Source organism: Burkholderia sp. 22313 (assembly GCF_052045245.1).
GTDB lineage: Bacteria > Pseudomonadota > Gammaproteobacteria > Burkholderiales > Burkholderiaceae > Burkholderia.
In genome coordinates this window covers 39,813-58,422 of the sequence record NZ_JBQEON010000011.1, presented here as the reverse complement: position 1 = coordinate 58,422, position 18,610 = coordinate 39,813, and the positions used below count along the sequence as shown (strand labels likewise).

Annotated in this window: 12 protein-coding genes and 1 pseudogene; 3 read left to right on the top strand and 10 right to left on the bottom strand. The window is 70.5% G+C overall.

Annotated elements, in window-relative coordinates:
* Positions 1 to 31 precede the first annotated feature (31 nt).
* From glgB to ACTJKF_RS11455, 8 genes and pseudogenes are all read right to left on the bottom strand, one after another.
* Positions 32 to 2,233 (bottom strand): 1,4-alpha-glucan branching protein GlgB, encoded by a 2,202-nt coding sequence (gene glgB, locus ACTJKF_RS11490; protein WP_440623659.1) that lies wholly within the window; start codon positions 2,231 to 2,233, stop codon positions 32 to 34.
* Positions 2,230 to 5,636: pseudogene (treS, locus tag ACTJKF_RS11485) on the bottom strand (maltose alpha-D-glucosyltransferase). Before treS ends, glgB begins: the two are co-directional and overlap by 4 nt.
* The gene (locus ACTJKF_RS11480) at positions 5,636 to 9,031 is read right to left on the bottom strand and encodes a maltotransferase domain-containing protein (protein ID WP_440623658.1); all 3,396 of its coding nucleotides are present in this window, start codon (positions 9,029 to 9,031) and stop codon (positions 5,636 to 5,638) included. Before ACTJKF_RS11480 ends, treS begins: the two are co-directional and overlap by 1 nt.
* Before the next feature lie 192 nt (positions 9,032 to 9,223).
* Positions 9,224 to 9,712: a phage protein NinX family protein gene (locus ACTJKF_RS11475; protein WP_440623657.1), complete on the bottom strand. Its 489-nt coding sequence runs from the start codon at positions 9,710 to 9,712 to the stop codon at positions 9,224 to 9,226.
* 41 nt (positions 9,713 to 9,753) lie between these two features.
* Complete coding sequence (locus tag ACTJKF_RS11470; protein ID WP_440623656.1) at positions 9,754 to 10,554, bottom strand: endonuclease/exonuclease/phosphatase family protein; 801 nt, start codon at positions 10,552 to 10,554, stop codon at positions 9,754 to 9,756.
* Positions 10,545 to 12,764, bottom strand: a complete 2,220-nt coding sequence (locus tag ACTJKF_RS11465) for a VTT domain-containing protein (RefSeq protein WP_440623655.1) — start codon at positions 12,762 to 12,764, stop codon at positions 10,545 to 10,547. The genes ACTJKF_RS11470 and ACTJKF_RS11465 overlap by 10 nt, the downstream gene beginning before the upstream one ends.
* Positions 12,761 to 13,099, bottom strand: coding sequence for a hypothetical protein (locus ACTJKF_RS11460; protein ID WP_440623654.1), 339 nt, complete (start codon positions 13,097 to 13,099; stop codon positions 12,761 to 12,763). The genes ACTJKF_RS11465 and ACTJKF_RS11460 overlap by 4 nt, the downstream gene beginning before the upstream one ends.
* Positions 13,096 to 13,791: an MgtC/SapB family protein gene (locus ACTJKF_RS11455; RefSeq protein ID WP_440623653.1), complete on the bottom strand. Its 696-nt coding sequence runs from the start codon at positions 13,789 to 13,791 to the stop codon at positions 13,096 to 13,098. Before ACTJKF_RS11455 ends, ACTJKF_RS11460 begins: the two co-directional genes overlap by 4 nt.
* A gap of 178 nt (positions 13,792 to 13,969) precedes the next feature.
* On the opposite strand from ACTJKF_RS11455, the gene ACTJKF_RS11450 reads away from it, so the two are divergent.
* Entirely contained in the window at positions 13,970 to 14,212 is a 243-nt protein-coding gene (locus tag ACTJKF_RS11450; protein WP_440623652.1) for a DUF6566 family protein, read from the top strand.
* A gap of 88 nt (positions 14,213 to 14,300) precedes the next feature.
* On the opposite strand, the gene ACTJKF_RS11445 is transcribed toward ACTJKF_RS11450, so the two are convergent.
* On the bottom strand, positions 14,301 to 14,975 hold the full coding sequence (locus ACTJKF_RS11445) for an HAD family hydrolase (protein WP_440623651.1): 675 nt from the start codon (positions 14,973 to 14,975) through the stop codon (positions 14,301 to 14,303).
* Between the two features lie 192 nt (positions 14,976 to 15,167).
* Here ACTJKF_RS11445 and ACTJKF_RS11440 point away from each other — a divergent pair, with 192 nt between their 5' ends.
* Positions 15,168 to 16,352 (top strand): sugar transporter, encoded by a 1,185-nt coding sequence (locus ACTJKF_RS11440; RefSeq protein ID WP_440623650.1) that lies wholly within the window; start codon positions 15,168 to 15,170, stop codon positions 16,350 to 16,352.
* Positions 16,353 to 16,417: 65 nt separating this feature from the next.
* Here ACTJKF_RS11440 and ACTJKF_RS11435 read toward each other — a convergent pair whose 3' ends face one another.
* Positions 16,418 to 17,554 carry an AraC family transcriptional regulator gene (locus ACTJKF_RS11435; RefSeq protein WP_440623649.1) on the bottom strand — a complete coding sequence of 379 codons (1,137 nt, stop codon included), beginning with the start codon at positions 17,552 to 17,554 and terminating at the stop codon, positions 16,418 to 16,420.
* A gap of 246 nt (positions 17,555 to 17,800) precedes the next feature.
* Here ACTJKF_RS11435 and ACTJKF_RS11430 point away from each other — a divergent pair, with 246 nt between their 5' ends.
* Positions 17,801 to 18,523 carry an OmpW/AlkL family protein gene (locus tag ACTJKF_RS11430; RefSeq protein WP_440623648.1) on the top strand — a complete coding sequence of 241 codons (723 nt, stop codon included), beginning with the start codon at positions 17,801 to 17,803 and terminating at the stop codon, positions 18,521 to 18,523.
* The last annotated feature ends 87 nt before the right edge of the window (positions 18,524 to 18,610 follow it).

Here is an 18,610-nt window from a genome sequence, read left to right as displayed (position 1 = left end):
GGGAGGGTCTCCGTGTCGAGGGCGCCGGGGGTCAGGCCGGGCACAGCCATATCGTGGCGAGCGGCGGCAGGCGCAACGCGGCCGACCACGACTCGCCGTGCGCGGGCACGTTCTCCGCCCACACGGCGCCGTCGTTGCCGGCATTGGTGCCGCCGTAGATGGCGGCATCGGTGTTCATCCGTTCGCGCCACTGTCCGGGGGCGGGCAGGCCGACGCGATAGCCGGCGCGCGGCACCGGCGTGAAATTGCAGACCGCGACGACGACGCGCCCGGACTCGTCGCGGCGCGCGAACGCGAACACGCTGTTGTCGCGATCGTCGCCGATCAGCCAGGCGAAGCCGGCCGCGTGGCAGTCGAGCGCATGCAGCGCCGGCTCGGCCGCATACGCGCGGTTCAGGTCGCGCACGAGCCGCTGCACGCCGCGATGCGCGGGTGCGTCGAGCAGATCCCAGTGCGGCGTCGCGTCGTGCGCGAATTCGGCCCATTGCGCGAATTCGCTGCCCATGAACAGCAGCTTCTTGCCCGGATGCGCCCACATGAAGCCGAAGTACGCGCGCAACGTCGCGAGCCGCTGCCACGCGTCGCCCGGCATCTTCGCGGCGAGCGAGCCCTTGCCGTGCACGACCTCGTCGTGCGACAGCGGCAGCACGAAGCGCTCGGAGAACGCATAGACGAGCCCGAAGGTCATCCGGTCGTGGTGATAGCGGCGATGGATCGGGTCCTCGTGCAGATACGCGAGCGTGTCGTGCATCCAGCCCATGTTCCACTTGAAGTCGAAGCCGAGCCCGCCGTCGCCGGTCGCCGCGGTCACGCCCGGCCACGCGGTCGATTCCTCCGCGAAGGTGACGACGCCGGCCGGCGCGAGCGCGCCGTGCAGCGTATCGTTCAGCGCGCGCAGGAACGCGACCGATTCGAGGTTCTCGCGCCCGCCGTGGATGTTCGGCACCCATTCGCCTTCGTTGCGCGAATAGTCGCGATACAGCATCGACGCGACCGCGTCGACGCGAATGCCGTCGACGTGATAGTGGCGCGCCCACGCGAGCGCCGACGCGATCAGGAACGCGCCGACTTCGTTGCGCCCGAGGTTGAACACGCAGGTGTTCCAGTCCGGGTGCATGCCTTCGCGCGGATCGGCGTGCTCGTACAGCGCGCTGCCGTCGAACTGCGCGAGGCCGTGCGCATCGTTCGGGAAGTGCGCGGGCACCCAGTCGACGATCACGCCGATGCCGGCCGCATGCGCGCGGTCGACGAAGCGCGCGAAGCCGTCGACCGGCCCGAAGCGCGCGGACGGCGCGAACTGCGCGAGCGGCTGGTAGCCCCACGAGCCGCCGAACGGGTATTCGGAGATCGGCATGAATTCGACGTGCGTGAAACCCATCCCCTGCACGTACGGGATCAGCCGCTCGGCGAGTTCGTCCCAGGTCGAACTGCGGTCCATCTCCTCGGGCACGCGTTGCCACGACTCCGGATGCACTTCGTAGATCGACCACGGAATGCGGTAGCGGCGATCGGCATGGGGCCGCGCGTGGAGCCAGCCGGTGTCGTGCCACGCGAACGCGTCGAGCGCGGCGGTATCGGCGACGATCGACGCCGTGCGCGGCGGCGCCTCGGTCGCACGTGCGCACGGGTCGGCCTTGTGCGGCAGCACGCGCCCGTCGGCCGCGCGCAGCTCGTACTTGTAGGATTCGCCGGCGCCGATGCCGGGCACGAACAGCTCCCACACGCCCCACGGCCGGCGCAGCCGCATCGGGTGGCGGCGGCCGTCCCAGGTGTTGAAGTCGCCGACCACCGACACGCGCTGCGCGTTCGGCGCCCACACCGCGAAGCGCACGCCGTCGGTGCCGTCGATGCGGGCCGGGGCCGCGCCGAGGCAGTCGAGCACGGCGGCCGGGTCGCCGGCCGCGAACCGCGCGAGCGCCGCGTCGTCGAGCAGCGTGCCGAACGCATACGCGTCGTCGGTCACCTGGCGCGCATCGGGCCAGTCGATCGCGAGCTGGTAATGGCCGTCGTGCGCGAGGGTGCCGGCGAAGCAGCCGGCGTCATCGACGCACGCGAGCGTGCCGAGTTCGTCGCCATCGGGCGTGACCGCGCGCACGCGCCGCGCACCGGGCAGCAGCGCGCGCACGACGATCCGGCCGGCCTCGCCGTGAGGGCCGAGGCATGCGAACGGGTCGGGATGGCGGCCGGCGAGCAGCGCATCGATGTCGCCGCGGTCGAACAGCGTGTCGTTCATCGGGGCGCTCCGTGGTCGTCGATGCCTTGCGCTTGCGCATCGAGCAGGCGTTCGACGAGTGCCGCGAGGCCGCCCACCGGCACGCCGAGCCAGTCCGGGCGGTTCGACGCTTCGTAGCACAGCTCGTACGACGCCTTGTCGATCAGGAACAGCGCGAGCAGGCGGTCCGCGTAGTGCGGGTCGACGAACCGTTCGGGCGCCTGGTCGGCGGCCGCGCGATAGCATTCGACGAAGCGATCGGCGGCGGCCTGCCCGAAGCGGTCGAATAGCGCGCGCTTGCGGCGCTCCGCCTGCGGCGGCGCCTTCTCGATCCCGAATTGCGCGGTCGCGCTCACGTATGACAGCGAGCGCAGGAAGCCGGCCACGTCGCGCAGCGGATGCGACTTCGCGCGGCGCCGCTCGAGCGGCCTCGCCGGCTCGCCCTCGAAGTCGATCAGCAGCGCGTCGCCCTGCACGTCGAGCACCTGGCCGAGATGGAAGTCGCCGTGAATCCGGATGCATTGCGCATCGAGCGTGCGCGGCACCAGTTCGCGGAGCGCCTGCACCGCGGCGTCGCGCNGGCGGCGCGCGCGGCCGGGTCGAGCGCTTCGAGCGCATCGAGCCGCGTGCCGAGCACGTCGAGCGCGTGCTCGAACGACGCGATCGCATCGCCGCACCAGCCGTCGACGTATTCCGGGGTCGCGGGTTCCGGCGCGAACGCCGGATCGTCCGACGGCTGCGCGAGCGCGACGTGCAGCTGGCCGAGCCGCGTGCCGACGATCCCCGCGAACGCCGCGTAGCCGAGCAGCGCGTCCGGTTCGTCGTGCGTGTCCGCGGTTTCGCCGTCGTCGGAACCGGGCAGCGCCAGCTCGTCGACCGCGCGTTTCAGGAAGTCGGACGAACGCGTCCACGCGTCGCCCTGGTTGTCGACATAGCGCTGCAGGATCGCGACCGTATGCGGCGTGCCGTCCGGATCGACGTGCACGACCTCGCCCGCGAGCGTCGCGGTGTTCGCATAGCCGATGCGCGTCAGGTACCGGCTCATCTCGGCTTCCGGATGGATGCCGTGCGCGACCTTGCGCACCAGCTTCAGCACGATCGCGTCGCCGATCACGAGCGAGCTGTTGCTCTGCTCGGCCGCGAGCCAGCGCACGTCGGCGTCGTCGCCGGGATCGAGCCCGGCGAGCGCGTGCTCGGGCAGGAACGCGAGGCGGCCGCCGTCGGAAGTCGGCACCGTCGCGCCGTCGCGCAGCTTGCGCAGCATCCCGCGCGCGAACGCAGGCAGCGCGAACGCATCGGTCAGGTAGCCGACCGTATGGCCGCGCCGCACCCGCGCGAGCGCGAGCTGCGCGAACAGCGGCTGGGACGTCTCGCCGCCCCACGCGGCGGCCAGCGGCACCACGTAGCGTTCGACGCCGCCGCCGCTTGCGGACACCCACGCTTCCGCATACTGGAACGGCTCGTCCGGTATCGGCGTGACGACGTTCAGCCACGCGTCGCCGATCTTGCGGTCCTTCGACGCGAACCAGCGCCGCCGCGCGAGCCACGACGCGAGCGCATCGTGCGCGAGCGTGTGCAGTTGCCCGACGTCCGGCCGCGCCTCGCCGCGCCGCATCACGATCGTCACGTATTCGGGCAGCGGCTCCGCATGCGGCTGCCGCCACGACGGCTCGCGCCCGTGCTCCGACAGCACGAACCACAGGAACCCGTACGGCGGAAACGTGAGCAGGTACGTGAGCTGCCCGATCGGTGGAAACGCCGAGTCGGACGTCATCTCGATCGGCACGCGGCCCGCGAATTCGGACAGGTCGAGCTCGACCGCCTGCGACGCGCGCGACAGGTTCGCGACGCACAGCACCGTCTCGTGGCCTTCGAGCTCGCGCAGGTACGCGAGCACCTTGCGGTTCTCCGGCCGCAGGAAGCGGATCGTGCCGCGCCCGAACGACTGCGTCGCGCGGCGCGTCGCCAGGATGCGCCGGGTCCAGTTCAGCAGCGAGTGCGGGTCGCGCGTCTGCGCCTCGACGTTGATCGCGTCATAGCCGTACAGCGAGCCCATCACGGGCGGCAGCACCAGCAGTTCCGGGTCCGCGCGCGAGAAGCCGCCGTTGCGGTCGGACGACCATTGCATCGGCGTGCGCACGCCGTCGCGGTCGCCGAGGTGGATGTTGTCGCCCATCCCGAGCTCGTCGCCGTAGTAGATCACCGGCGTGCCGGGCATCGACAGCAGCAGCGAGTTGATCAGCTCGATGCGGCGCCGGTCGCGCTCCATCAGCGGCGCGAGGCGGCGCCGGATCCCGAGGTTGATCCGCGCCCGGCGGTCGCTCGCATAGGTCTGCCACAGCAGGTCGCGCTCCGAGTCGGTCACCATCTCGAGCGTCAGCTCGTCGTGATTGCGCAGGAACACCGCCCACTGGTTGCTCGGCGCGAGCGCCGGCGTCTGCCGCATGATGTCGACGATCGGGAAGCGGTCCTCGCTCGCGATCGACATGTAGATGCGCGGCATCAGCGGGAAGTGGAACGCCATGTGGCATTCGTCCTCGTCGCCGAAGTATTCCTGCACGTCTTCCGGCCACTGGTTCGCTTCGGCGAGCAGCATCCGGTTCGGATACTCGGCATCGATGGTCGCGCGGATCCGCTTCAGGATCGCGTGCGTCTCCGGCAGGTTCTCGTTGCTCGTGCCTTCGCGGGCGACGAGATACGGCACCGCGTCGAGCCGCAGCCCGTCGATGCCGAGGTCGAGCCAGAAGCGCATGACCTGCATCACCTCGCGCACCACGGCCGGGTTGTCGAAGTTCAGGTCCGGCTGGTGCGAGTAGAAGCGGTGCCAGTAGTACTGGCCGGCGACCGGGTCGTGCGCCCAGTTCGACGTTTCGGTATCGAGGAAGATGATCCGCGTGCCCGCGTATTTCGTGTCGGTGTCGGACCACACGTAATAGTCGCGATGCATCGAGCCGGGTTTCGCGCGCCGTGCGCGCTGGAACCACGGATGCTGGTCGGACGTGTGGTTGATCACCAGCTCGGTGATCACGCGAATGCCGCGCGCGTGCGCTTCGCGGATGAAGCGCCGCACGTCGGCAAGCGTGCCGTAGTCGGGATGCACGTCGCGGTAGTCGGCGATGTCGTAGCCGTCGTCGCGGCGCGGCGACGGGTAGAACGGCAGCAGCCAGATCGTGTCGACGCCGAGTTCGGCGATGTAGTCGAGCTTCATGATGAGGCCCGGGAAGTCGCCGATCCCGTCGTTGTTCGAGTCGTAGAACGACTTGACGTGCACCTGGTAGATGATCGCGTCCTTGTACCACAGCGGATCGTCCGCGCAGAGCGCGGGCGCGCGGCGCCGCGAACGGCGCCGGCGCGGCGTGCCGGCCGGGGCGAGCGACGGGAATTGCGCGCGGCGCACGTCGTCGAGGGAGTCTTCGCGTTTCATCATCCGTGTTGCCCTCCGGAAGCACCCCGGACCTCGCCCGGGTCGGACGCCGCCGCTCGCGCGGCGCCGGGAGACGGCGCGAGCCGCCAGATCGCATAGGGCCGCACGTGCGGGTCGAGCGATACGTACTGGCGATGCCCGCGCCAGGTTTCGGCATGCGCGGCGTCCTGTTCGAGCGCGTCGAGCGGCTCGCCGTCGACGAGCCCGAAGCCGCGCCACAGCGACGCGTCGAGCGTGAAATTCGCGGCCTGCGGATGCCACGGGTCGAGGCTGATCGCGACGGCGACGACGCTGTCGTGCGCGGGCGTCGCCTTCACGAACACGAGCACCTGGTCGTTGTCGGCGTCGACGAACATGAGGCCGAGATGGGTCTGCAGCGCCGGATGGTCGCGTCGCGCGCGGTTCAGCCGCGCGATTTCGGCGCCGATGTGCGCGGCCTTGCGCCAGTCGCGCGCCCGCAGCTCGTATTTCTCCGCGTCCGCGTATTCCTCGCTGTCGGGCAGCGGCGCCGATTCGCCGATCTCGAAGCCCGAATACATCCCCCACGAGCCGGCGAGCGTCGCCGCGAGTGCCGCGCGGATCACGAACTGCGAGCGCGGCGCGTTCTGCAGGTGGCGCGGATTGATGTCGGGCGTGTTGACGAAGAAGTTCGGCCGGAAGAACTCGCGCGGCGGGCCGGCCGTCAGCTCGGTCAGATAGTCGATGAAGTCGCGCTTCGACTCGCGCCACGTGAAGTACGTGTACGACTGCGAGAAGCCGACCTTCGCGAGCCGATACATCATCCCCGGCCGCGTGAAGGCCTCCGACAGGAACACCACGTCCGGATGCTTGCCGCGCACGTCCGCGATCATCCACGCCCAGAACGGCAGCGGCTTCGTGTGCGGATTGTCGACGCGGAAGATCCGCACGCCCGCGTCGACCCAGAACAGCACCGCGTCGCGCAGCGCGACCCACAGGCCGGGCAGCGCGTCGGGCGCGTAGAAGTCGGGGTTCACGATGTCCTGGTAGCGCTTCGGCGGGTTCTCCGCATAGCGCAGCGAACCGTCGGGCCGCCACGCGAACCAGCCCGGATGCGCGGCCAGCCACGGATGGTCGGGCGAGCACTGGATCGCGAAATCCAGCGCGATTTCGAGCCCCTGCGCATGCGCGGCATCGACCAGCGTGCGGAACGACGCGAGCGTGCCGAGCTGCGGATGCACGGCCGTATGGCCGCCCTCCGGCGAGCCGATCGCGTACGGGCTGCCGACGTCGTCGGGGCCGGCCGTCAGCGTGTTGTTGCGGCCCTTGCGCGCGGCCGTGCCGATCGGGTGGATCGGCGGGAAATACAGCACGTCGAAGCCCATGTCGCGGATGCGCGGCAGTTGCGCGATCACGTCGTCGAAGGTGCCGTGCCGGTGCGCATCGTTGCTCGCCGAGCGCGGGAACATCTCGTACCAGCTCGAGAAGCGCGCCGCGCGGCGTTCGACCTCGACCGGATAGACGGTGTCGTCGTGCGTGACGAACGGCCGGTAGCGCAGCGCCGCGTAGGTTTGCGCGATGACGGGCGAGCCGAGCAGGGCGAGGCGCTCGTCCGGCGGCGCGTCCTTGAAGTCGGCCGCCAGCCGTTCCATCTGCCCGATCGCGCGCGGATCGGCCGGCTTCGCGAGCTTCAGCGCGGTCGCGAGCAGCAGTTGCGCTTCGCGCACTTCCAGCGTCACGTCCTGGCCGGCCGTGCGCTTCTTCGCGATGTCGGTGACGAGCGATGCCCAGTCGTCGCGCCACGCGATCACGCGGAACGCGTGACGACCGAGCCGGTCGAGCGCGATGCGTGCGTGCCAGCGGTCGTTCGGCTCCTCGACGAACGGCACTTCGCGCCAGTCGTCTTCATCGTCCGCGCGCCATTGCAGCGCGGCCGCGAGATGCGCATGGCCGTCCGTGAAGATCGATGCGTGGACAACCAGTGTTTCGCCGATCGCGCGCTTGATCGCGAAGCGGCCGCCGTCCACGGCCGGCTCGACCCGTTCGATCGCGATCCGGTCGGCCGTGAGCGCGGCGGACAGCGCGGTGCGCTCGCTGGCGGCATCCGCGCGCGCGAGCGCGGGCGGTGCGCGCCACGCTTCGAGCAGCGCATGGCCGCCGGCCTCGAGCGTGAAGGTGCCCAGCGCGACGGGCGCGTGCTTGTGCGTGCCGTCCGGGGTCGCGACGTGCGTGAAGCCGCCCGGCACGCCGGGCAGGATCGTCGCGGGATCGACGCGCGCCGGCGTGTCGAGATCGGCATTCAGCGCGATCAGCAGCGCCGTGTCGTCGTATTCGAGCGACGGGCCCTGGCCGCGCAGCAACGCGGTCGCGGTCGCGCCCGGTGCGCTCAGTTGCGCGATTTCGCCACGTTCGGCCGCGAGCGGCGTCGCGCGGCGCCACGCGTTCGCGTCGGCGATCGCGCCGGACAGGTCGAAGCGGGCGCCGTCGAACGCGGCGCGGTAGCGGGCGGCGTCCGCGTCGCGCGCCATCAGCGGCAGCCCGACGCCGCGCTCGAAGCCCATCGGCACGAGCCAGCCGGTGCCGACCGCCGCGGCCGTCCACAACGCGCGGTGGTACGCGCGGGCGAGCGTGTCGTCCGGCGCGTCGTGCCAGTCGTCGGCGAGACGCGGGCCGTCGAAGGCGTCCGGAAACGCGATCGGCGAACCGATGCGGCGCAGCAGCCGGTGTTCGTCCGCGAACCACGGCGAGCGCAGGTCCCACCAGCGCGCCGACGAGAACACCGCATCGAAGCCGGCCGCCTCGAGCTGCGCGAGCGCGTCGCGCGCATGGCCCGGCACGCCGGCCAGCACCGCGACGTCAGGGCGCGCGCGCCGCAGCGCCGCGCGCCAGCCGGGCCACCATGCCGCCGGCAGATGGTGCGGCGCGTCGATCAGGAAGCCGGCCGCGCCGGCATCCGCGAAGGCGGCGAGGTGCGTGCACCACCACGCTGCCAGCGCGTCGTGGGTCGCGTCGTCGCCGACCTGTGCATGCGCGACATCCACTTCATGCGCGGCGGAGCGCGGATCGATCAGCGCGTCGTCGTGCGCGCGCTCGACGTACCAGTCCGGATGCGCCGCGCGCAGCGGATTGTCGCGGGCGATGCGGTCCGGCACGACTTCGAGCAGCACGCGCAGCCCGTGGCCGTGCGCGAGCTGCGCGAGCCGCGAGAAGGTTTCGAGCGCGCCGGCGCGCGTCGCGAACGTCGCGGCCGGCCGGTGGAAATCGGTGACGTGGCGCGGAAAGCCCGCGACGCTGGCGGCCCAGAAACCGCCGATCAGCACGTGGTCGAAACCCATGGCCGCGACGTGCGCGAACGTGTCGGGCCAAGCGTCGAGCGGGCCGACGAGGCGGGCGTCGCAGAAGTAGAGGTGCGGGGCGAAGGGCGGTGTGGCGTTCATGAGTTGACGTGCGGGCGGGCGACGGGCGATGACGGCGGTTCGTCGCAACCCGTGTGCCTGCTGCGTCGTGCCCGGCGTACCAATGCGCAGGTGGAATCCAGGATGCGCGACGCTGTCGTTTTTACATCGACGCGGTACGGTTCCTGCATCGCGTGCGTCGCGTGCATCTCGGGGCCGGTGTGTCCGGCGTCGTCACATCCGCGGAATCGACCGGATATCGGAACCGTCGCCGCTGGCCGGATCGTCGTCTGTTTCGGGAAGCGGCACGCCGGGGTCGTAGCGCACCGCGGCGCCACGTTCGATCCGGTGCGCGAACGACGGCGGCGGTTCGACGTCGTCGCCGCAGCGCGCCCGCACGAACGCACGCAGCAACGCGGTACGCACGTCCGGCGCGCGCGCCGCGCAGGTCGACGGGCCGTCGATGAAGCACGCATCGCATTCGACGCTGTCGCCGTGCCGTGCGATCCGCAGGTCGCCGACGCGCTCGAGCACCGCGCCCGCGTCGGCCCACGACGCCGACGGCGCGAAATGCGCGTCGAGGCGCCGCAACGCGTCGCATGCGGCGGTCAGGATCACCTTCGGCTCGACGGCCGTGAAGCACAGCGTGTCTTCGTCGTCCGCGCACAACGCAGGTGCGCACCAGTAATCGAGGGTCGTTCCGTCGAGTGCGTCGGTTCGCATGGGCCAGGCTCCGTCGGTTTCGTCAGCGGCAAGCGGGGCGCTCACTGCGCAAGCGGCGTGCCCGATGCGCCCGATGCGGCCGTCGGGCGCATCCGCGCCACGAGCGGATAGTGGTCCGACGCGTGCCGGGCCAGCATGCTGCGATGCACCGCCACGTCGATCAGCAGTTCGCCCGGATGGATCCAGATCCGGTCGAGCGAGAACACGGGGCACAGCGTCGGGAACGTGGGCGGCGCCGGCGCGCGGCGGAAGTGCGTGACCAGCGCCTGCAGCGCGCGGCCGCGCACGAACCATTCGTTGATGTCGCCCATCAGGATCACCGGCATCGCGCCCGTGTCGAACGCGGCGAGGAGCCGCCGCACTTGCGCGCCGCGCTCGTTCGCCGACAGCCCGAGATGGGTGGCGACCACGCGGATCGGGCCCGCGCCGCAGTCGATGTCCGCGTCGAGCGCGCCGCGCGGCTCGCGCGGGTGGAACGACAGGTCGAGCGTGCGCGCCGCGCGGATCGGGCAGCGCGACAGCACCGCGTTGCCGTAGCGGCGTTCCGGCGTGTCGATGGTCGGGCCGGCCACCGCGTGCATCCCGGTCGCGTCGCGCAGGTGCGCGAGCACGTCCGGCGCGCGCGTGCCGCCGAGCGGCACTTCCTGCAGCGCGATCACGTCCGCGTCGAGTTCGTGGATCACCGCCGCGATGCGGTCGGCCGCGCGCGCCGGCCACGCACCGTAGCCGCCGTGGATGTTGTACGTCGCGATCCGCAGGTCGCGGCCGCCCCGCGCGGCGGCGGGCGGGGCGGCCGACGTGACGATGTCCGGCGGCGGGGCCGGCTGCCGGCTCAGCGCCATCGGCGCAGCACCCTGACGAGCAGCACCGACACGCCGACCAGCGCGATGCCGATCGCCGCGAGCCACGCGAACGCGCCGGGCCCCGGATGGCTGAACGCGGCGGACAGCTGGTGCGCGAATGTGACCGTCAGCACGATGCCGGGCAGCATCCCGATCGCGGTGCCGACCAGGAAATCGCGCAGGCCGATGTGCGATGCGCCGGCGACCAGGTTCACGATCGTAAACGGCGCGATCGGCAGCAGCCGCAGCACCGCCATCGCAACCACGCCGCGCCGGCCGAGGTGTTCGCTGAGCCGGTTCGCGCGCGCGCCGGCGAGCCGGCGCACCGCGTCGCGCCCGAGCCAGCGCCCGATTCCGTAGGTCGCGGCGGCGGCCGCCATCGTGCCGAGCGCCGCGTACGCGAAGCCCGGCCACGCGCCGAACACGAGCCCGGTCACCGTGATCAGCAGCGTGATCGGCACCGCCAGCGTCGCCGCGACCACGTAGCCGGCCAGCAGCAAAGCGGGCGCGGCCGGCATGTGCGCGGCGTGTGCGGCCGCCTGTGCGAGCGACGCGACGTTCAGTGCCTTGCCGAGCGGCGAGAAGCGCCACGCGAGCGCAAGCGCCGCGACCAGCAGCACGGCCGCGCCGAGCATGAAGAAGCGCGCGGTCAACGGGCGGTGCTGTTCCCGCGGCACGAATTCGCGCACGAAGCGGTCCGGCTCGATCGGCTGCTCGGGGTCGAGCCGCGCGCTGACCGGCACCAGTGCGTCGAGCTGCGGCGTGACGGCCGGATCCAGCGTGCGCAACGTGCGGCCGGGCTTGTCGCGCAGCCGGTCCAGCGTGGCGTTCGGCCGTTCGTCATGGGCCAACGCCGCGGCGACCACGGCCGGCGTCGTGCCGAGATGTTCGGCCAGCAGCCGATCGCGCAGGCCGGCGATCGCCGCGCGGATGCGCGGTGCGCCGGCCGCGACGAGCGCGATGCAGCATTCGGTGTCGAGCACCATCGAGCGGTTGTTCAGGTTCGCGCTGCCGATCACGACGCATTCGTCGTCGACGATCGCGACCTTGCTGTGCACGTTGACGCACGCGTCGCCGAGGCCGTCGACATGCGGATACAGCAGCCGGTAGCGATCGAAGCGGTCGGCCGACTGGAGCGTGCCGTGCAGCCGCGCGCGCAGCACGCCCATCGTCGCTTCCTGCAGCCAGCCGCTCTGCACGCGCGGTGCGACGACCGTCACGTCCGGCCCGGCCGGATCGGCCAGTCGCGCGGACAGCGTCTCGCGCACCACCGCCGCGGTGAAATACTGGTTCTCGATGTACAGGTGCCGGCGCGCGGCGCGGAGCGTGTCCTCGACCAGCGCGCGCACCTGTCGCACCGGCTCGTGATCGTGGTGACGCGGCGCCGTATACGCGATGCCGAGCCGCACGTCGCGCACGTCGACCCGCGCGTCGGGCGGCCACGGATCGACGTCTTCGTCGCGATCGAGATGCCGCTGCGCGCGGATCGCGATCGGACGCCCGCATGCATTGAACCAGCGCATCCGCGCCTGCTCGCCGATCGCGGCGGCCGCGTCGCCGTCGAACATCGCCTGCACGTCGTGAAACGGCCCGTACGGCATGCCGTGCGCGTCGCGGCGGCGCGGATCGTCGGCCGCATGCGCGGGCGTGTCCCAGCGCGCGCTCGTCAGGTCGAGCCCGCCGACGAACGCGAGCCGGTCGTCGATCGCGAGGAGCTTCTGATGATGCGACGCGCCGCGCGGATGCGTGTCGTCGAGCCGGAACCGGATGCCGCGATGCGCACGCCAGGCGGCGCGATAGACCGGCGGCCAGTCGCGCTCCAGCGCGTAGATCATCGCGAAGTCCCACGCGAGCACGTAGATGCGCAGGTTGTGCCGCGCGGCCGCGAGTGCGTGCAGGAACGCGGCGAGCGTGTCGGGCAGGCCGTCGTCGGCGCCGGTGGGCGACAGGTGCATCCGGCTGTCGACGTCCCAGCCGACGATGAACACCGTATGGCGTGCCCGGCGCAATGCCGCGCGCAGCGTCGCGAAATACGCGTCGCCGTCCACCAGCATCGCGAAGCGGTCCGCGTGCCGGATCGTGTCGCAATTGCGGCCGCGTTCGAGCAGCCCGTGGCGCGCCGGTTCGTCCGGGTGCGACGGCGCGGCTGCCGCGCCGCCGGGGCCTGCCGTCGCACGGGCGTCGCGCGTCATGCGGTCCGGCACGATCATCGGGCGTCGCCGTCCCGGTCGCCGTCGATGCGTTGCAGCAGCACGTCGCAACGCGCGCGCAGCGCCTGCAGTTCCGGCGAATCCGCGTCGATCCGGACGCGTTCGCCGCTGTCCGGATCGCCATACGCGCGCGCGATCTCGTAGATGCCTTGCGCAATCGTCGCGGACGCGTGCGCGATCCTGATCCGCTCGAGCCAGCCGCATTCGGCGTGATGGCACGCGAGCCACGCGCGCAGCGCGCCGACGGCCTGGCTGGTCGTGAGCCATGCGCCGCCGCGCATGCGCGCGGCCAGCTGGCTCGTCACGAGATAGGAGAGCAGGTCGGTCTGGGTCACGCGAAGCTCCTTGACGAGGTGTCGGGACAACAGGTCCGCACACCGGCGATGCTTTGCAGCGCTTCGCAGATCGCCACAAATTCCGCGCCGCTCGTGCGCGAGAACGACACCGAGATATCGTCGGTGTCCGGATCGTCGTCCGACTGCTGGACGATGAACCGTTTCACGCGCACGCGGCCGGTGCCGAGCGTGTCGTGCAGCGTGCCGAGCGTCAGGCCGCCGCGCTCGACCACCAGCCGCAGCGTGCGCTGCTGCCGTTGCGCGATGAAGCGGCGCTCGAGCGGCTTCACGCCCGCAAGGATCGCGAGCACGATCGCCGTCGCGCCGAGCGATGCGACGTACATGCCGCCGCCGACTGCAAGGCCCACGCCGGCCACTGCCCACAGGCTCGCGGCCGTCGTCAGCCCGCGCACGACTTCGCCGCGCAGCAGGATCGAGCCGGCGCCGAGAAACCCGATGCCGGAGACCACCTGCGCGGCGACGCGTGACGGATCGAGCACGACGCCGCTCTGCCCGTGGACGTCTTCGAAGCCGAACGTGGACACGAGCATCACGAGGGCCGAGCCGACGCATACCAGCATGTGCGTGCGCAAGCCGGCGGCCCAGTTGAGCCGTTCGCGTTCGAGCCCGATCACGCTGCCGAGCAGCGCGGCGAGCAGCAGGCGTCCGAGGAGTTCGATATGGCCGATCATCGTGGCCTCCCTTTTATCTGACGTACCGGAGCGGTTCGATGCGTAAAAGGGACGCAAGGTGCGTGCCGGGCGGGCCGCTACCGGGCACGGCGCGTGCGCGCGGGGCCGACGGCGCGCGCGGCGATCATGCGGCGCGCATTTTTTGCATCGCCATCGCAGATAAGCACAGGGGGTCAGGATGCAACATCAACCGGATGCACAGGTTCGCGACCCGTATCGCGGCCACGAGATTCGCGTATGGGCGCGGCGCAACGAGCGTGGCGCATGGGCCGATGAGGTGCAGGTGTATGTCGATGGCGCACGCATCGAGCTCCTCGTACCGGAATCGACCCATCCCGAATGGGTGAGCGAGGACGAAGCGCTGCGCGCGGGGGTGGAGCGCGGGCGCTATCTGGTCGACAAGCGCGTGGACGACGATTGATGCGGCGGCGCTTGCGCACGGTGGCGCCATGTCGTGACCCGAGGCCGGCGCCGCGCGGACGATGCGGGTCAGGCCGACGGTTCAGACCTTACGGTCGCGCCGCGATCTCATCGAGATGCCACAGCAGATCCGCCGGATCGTCATACACGCGCAGCGCCCCCGCGCGTTCCAGCTCGTCGCTGCCGTAGCCGCCCGACAGCAGCCCGACGCCGAGCGCACGGCAGCGGCTCGCGGCGAGCATGTCCCAGATGCTGTCGCCGACCACCACCGTATGTTCGATCGGCACGTTCAGCTGCGCCGCCGCGGTCAGGAACAGGTCGGGGTCCGGCTTCGCATACTTCACCTGGTCGCGCGTGACGACCACGTTCTTCGCCGGATCGACGCCGAGCGCTTCCAGATTGATCGCCGCGGTTTCCATCCGCCCGCTGGTCGCGATCGCCCAGCGAATGCCGGCGTTCGTCAGCGCGGCGAGCAGCTCGCGTGCGCCCGGCAGCGGCCGGACCTGCGCGCGCAGCCGCTGGTACGCGGCCGCATGCAGCCGCGCGAGCCGTTCGACGCGTTCGGCGTCGATGTCGCCGGCCGTCTCGCGCAGCAGCTGGTTCAGGAACAGGCCGCCGCTCATCCCGATCTTGCGGTGGATGCGCCACACCGACAGCTCGATGCCTTCGGCGTCGAGCGCTTCTTTCCACGCCAGCACGTGCTGATACACGCTGTCGACGAGCGTGCCGTCGAGATCGAACAGAAATGACGTTTCAATGCGCATGTTATTCTCCCGGCCCGACTGGAATCGGGCGTATCGTCCGCAAAACCCGAGGCGTCACATTATCGGCGCTTGGCCGTGTCATCGCCATGTCCGCGCGCGGCGACCGGCAGCGGCGTGTCAAACACCGCTGGTACAATCGCGCCGATGCGTCGGGCCGGCTGCCCGCGCCGCCAACCTTCGTCGACTTCCCGTATGGCAACCCCGGACGCCGTCAGTTCCGAACAGTCGTGGTGGGGCGTTCTGGCCCTGGCACTCACTGCCTTCATCTTCAATACCACCGAATTCGTGCCCGTCGCGCTGCTGAGCGCGATCGGCGACAGCCTGCAAATGCAGCCGACCGCCGTCGGCCTGATGCTGACGATCTACGCGTGGGCCGTGGCCGTCGTGTCGCTGCCGCTGACCTTCGTCACGCGGCACGTCGAGCGCCGCAAGCTGCTGAGCGTCGCGCTGCTGGTGTTCATCGGCAGCCATGTCGTGACCGGCATCGCGTGGAATTTCACGGTGCTGATGATCGGCCGGCTCGGCATCGCGTGCGCGCATGCGGTGTTCTGGTCGATTTCCGTGCCGTTGGCCGTGCGGCTTGCGCCGAGCGACCGCAAAAGCCGCGCGCTGAGCCTGCTCGCGATGGGCACGGCGATCGCGATGGTCGCCGGCATTCCGCTCGGACGCGTGATCGGCGAGGCGCTCGGCTGGCGCACCACGTTCCTCGTGATCGGCGGCGCGGCCGCCGTCGCGTTGCTGCTGCTGCGCATGACGCTGCCGATGCTGCCGAGCCAGGGCGCGGGGTCCCTGGCCAGTATCGGCACGTTCCTGCGCAAGCCGGCGCTGGTGTCGCTGTACGCGATCACCGTGCTGGTGATCTCCGCGCACTTCACGTCGTACACCTACATCGAGCCGTTCGTGCAGAGCGTCAATCATGCGAGCAGCAGCCGGATTACCTACGTGCTGATCCTGTTCGGCGTCGCCGGCATGCCCGCCGCGCTCTGCTTCAACCGCGTGTTCCCGGAGCGGCCGGCCGATTTCCTGCTCGCGTCGATCGTCGCGCTGTCGGCGTGCCTGCTGATCCTGTTCCCGAGCGCGCTCAACATCGTCGCGCTGTCGGTTCATACGCTGGTGTGGGGCGGCGCGATCGTCTGCTTCGGTCTCGCGATGCAGGCGTGGGTGCTCAAGCTCGCGCCCGACGCGACGGATCTCGCGGTGTCGATCTTCTCCGGGCTGTACAACGTCGGCATCGGCGCCGGCGCGCTGCTCGGCAACCATATCGCCGGGGATTACGGGCTGCCGTGGATCGGCACGTTCGGCGGCGTGGTCGGGATCTTCTCGGCGGGAATCGCATGGGCCGCGTTGCGGCTGCATGAGCGGCGGGCGGTGGCGTAGCGCGCCGCTTCACGCGCCGCTTCACCGTCGCGCCGACACTCGACGCGCACGCCGCAACGGCAGCGTCAACCGGCCATGCTCGACGATCGCGGCGCCGGATCCGCGTTGCCGCGCACCTCGTTCGGCGTCATGCCGGTCCAGCGCTTGAACGCATGCCGGAAACTCGCGGCATCGCTGAATCCCAATACCAGCGCGATGTCTTCGGTGCGCAACGCGGTCGTGCCGAGATAGTCGATCGCCAGCGCCCGGCGCACGCCCGTCAGCAGTGCGTTGTAAGACGTGCCCGCGGCGTCGAGCTTGCGGCGCAACGTCCTTGACGTCATGTGCAGCGTCCCGGCGATCGCGTCGATGTCCGGAAATTTGCCGGGGCTGCGCGTCAGTTCGTCGTAGACGCGCAGCGTGACGCCGGAGCGATCCCGGCGCTCGTCGAGCAGCTGCGCGCAGTGCCGCGAGACCTGGGCCGCCGTGATCGGGTGGGCAAGCCGGGGCGCGCGCGACAGCCATGCGGCCGGAAAGCTCAATGCATGGCAATCCTGATCGAATTCGACCGGGCAATCGAGCGCTTCGACCAGCTGCGCCGCATGGGCCGGTTGCCCGCAGGCAAAGCGTGCGCGGACCGGCACGCACCATGGTCCCATCGCGTCCTTGACGAAGGTCGCGTGGAGCACGAACTGCATGTCGAGCAGGAAGCCATACAACCGTGCGTCGAGCTCGGGCAGCGCGACGTCTTCCCGGGCGGGAAAACACCAGGACGCCAGATCGTCTTCCATGACCCAGCGAATGCCGAGCAAGCCGTTCGCGAGCCGGTGGAACCGGACCGCCGCATCGAACGCCTGCTCCAGCGTTTCGGCGCAGAGCGTCGCGTACCCGTACATCCCGTAGCTCGACGCATGCAGCAACCTGCCGACCCGCAGGCCCAGATCGGCGCCCGGATAGTGCCGGAGCGCGTTGCGCACGGCCGTCAGGAATTGTTGCGCCGACGTCAGCGTGAACGGGTTCGATACGTCGTTCGGGCCGAGATCGGTTCCGGCGAGCACCGTGGACGTTTCAAGTTCCAGATGCGCTGCGACTTCCAGCAGCGCCGCGAGCTTCGACGGGGACGCGCGCTTTTCGGACAGGGTCGCCAGATCGACCGGCAACGACGGCAGGCCGGCGCCAGGGCCGGCTTGCGTCGGGTTCAATCGCATGGTGCTGCTGCTCATTTCTGAATCGGGTCGTCGGTTCTCGTCGCGGCCCGGAAGCGGGGCATCCGTTGCATCGATGCGCCGTGGGCTGGGGCCGCAGTGACCACGTTACGTCAATCCGCGGGTTCCGTGTGGTAGCGAACCCGGACAATTTTCGCGTCCGTTTCAAACATTTCCAAAGCCCCGGCCGCCGGCCATAGTGGCGGCACGCCACGGCCGACCTGCGCGCTCGTGTCGGGAAAATAAACAGGGAGATACCGTCTGATGAAGTCGATGAAACTGGCGGCGGCTGCCGCCATGCTGGTCGCGAGCGCCGCAGCGCACGCGCAGTCCGCGGGAAACAACGTGGTCGGAATGGGCTGGTTGAGAATCGCCCCGCAAACCTCGAGCGATCCGCTCGAAATCGGCGGACATGCCGTGCCCGACACGGGCGCGAGCGTCGATAACGCCGACACGCTCGGCATCACCTTCACGCACTTCCTGACCGACAACATCGCGGTGGAGACGGTCGCCGGCATTCCGCCGACATTCAAGTTCTCGGGCACCGGCGTGCTGTCTTCCGCGGCGATCAATCCGCTCGGGGACGTCCGCCAGTGGAGCCCGGCGTTGCTGCTGAAATACTATTTCGGCCGCGCGGATGCCCGATGGAGACCCTATCTCGGCATCGGCGTCAGCTATATCTGGTTTACGAATGCGCATGTCGGCCCCGCGTTCCAGCAGGCGTTGAGCGCGCAATTGACGCGCGGCGCGACGACGGGCCTGTCGACCAGCGCGGACGTCGACAGCGCATGGTCGCCGGTGTTCAATGCCGGGTTGAATTACCAGTTCGACAAGCACTGGTCGGCCGGGCTTTCCGTGTCCTACCTGCCGTTCGGGACGAAGGCCAATCTGAGCACCCGGCTGCCGAACGGTGCCGTGGTCAAGAGCGTCGCGAAGATCACGCTGGATCCGCTCGTCACGCTGGTGTCGGTCAATTACGCTTTCTGAGCGGGGGCGGCGATCGGGTTCGCAAGGACTCGGGCAGGGCGATGGCGTGGCCGCCGTCGTGTCATGTCGATCGCCGCGCGGAGCACG

Coding starts and splice junctions, on each gene's coding strand:
- ACTJKF_RS11435 (WP_440623649.1), bottom strand. CDS start 17,554: ATGAGCAGCAGCACCATGCGATTGAACCCGACGCAAGCCGGCCCTGGC.
- ACTJKF_RS11450 (WP_440623652.1), top strand. CDS start 13,970: ATGCAACATCAACCGGATGCACAGGTTCGCGACCCGTATCGCGGCCAC.
- ACTJKF_RS11465 (WP_440623655.1), bottom strand. CDS start 12,764: ATGATCGTGCCGGACCGCATGACGCGCGACGCCCGTGCGACGGCAGGC.
- glgB (WP_440623659.1), bottom strand. CDS start 2,233: ATGAACGACACGCTGTTCGACCGCGGCGACATCGATGCGCTGCTCGCC.
- ACTJKF_RS11455 (WP_440623653.1), bottom strand. CDS start 13,791: ATGATCGGCCATATCGAACTCCTCGGACGCCTGCTGCTCGCCGCGCTG.
- ACTJKF_RS11475 (WP_440623657.1), bottom strand. CDS start 9,712: ATGCGAACCGACGCACTCGACGGAACGACCCTCGATTACTGGTGCGCA.
- ACTJKF_RS11440 (WP_440623650.1), top strand. CDS start 15,168: ATGGCAACCCCGGACGCCGTCAGTTCCGAACAGTCGTGGTGGGGCGTT.
- ACTJKF_RS11430 (WP_440623648.1), top strand. CDS start 17,801: ATGAAGTCGATGAAACTGGCGGCGGCTGCCGCCATGCTGGTCGCGAGC.
- ACTJKF_RS11480 (WP_440623658.1), bottom strand. CDS start 9,031: ATGAACGCCACACCGCCCTTCGCCCCGCACCTCTACTTCTGCGACGCC.
- ACTJKF_RS11445 (WP_440623651.1), bottom strand. CDS start 14,975: ATGCGCATTGAAACGTCATTTCTGTTCGATCTCGACGGCACGCTCGTC.
- ACTJKF_RS11470 (WP_440623656.1), bottom strand. CDS start 10,554: ATGGCGCTGAGCCGGCAGCCGGCCCCGCCGCCGGACATCGTCACGTCG.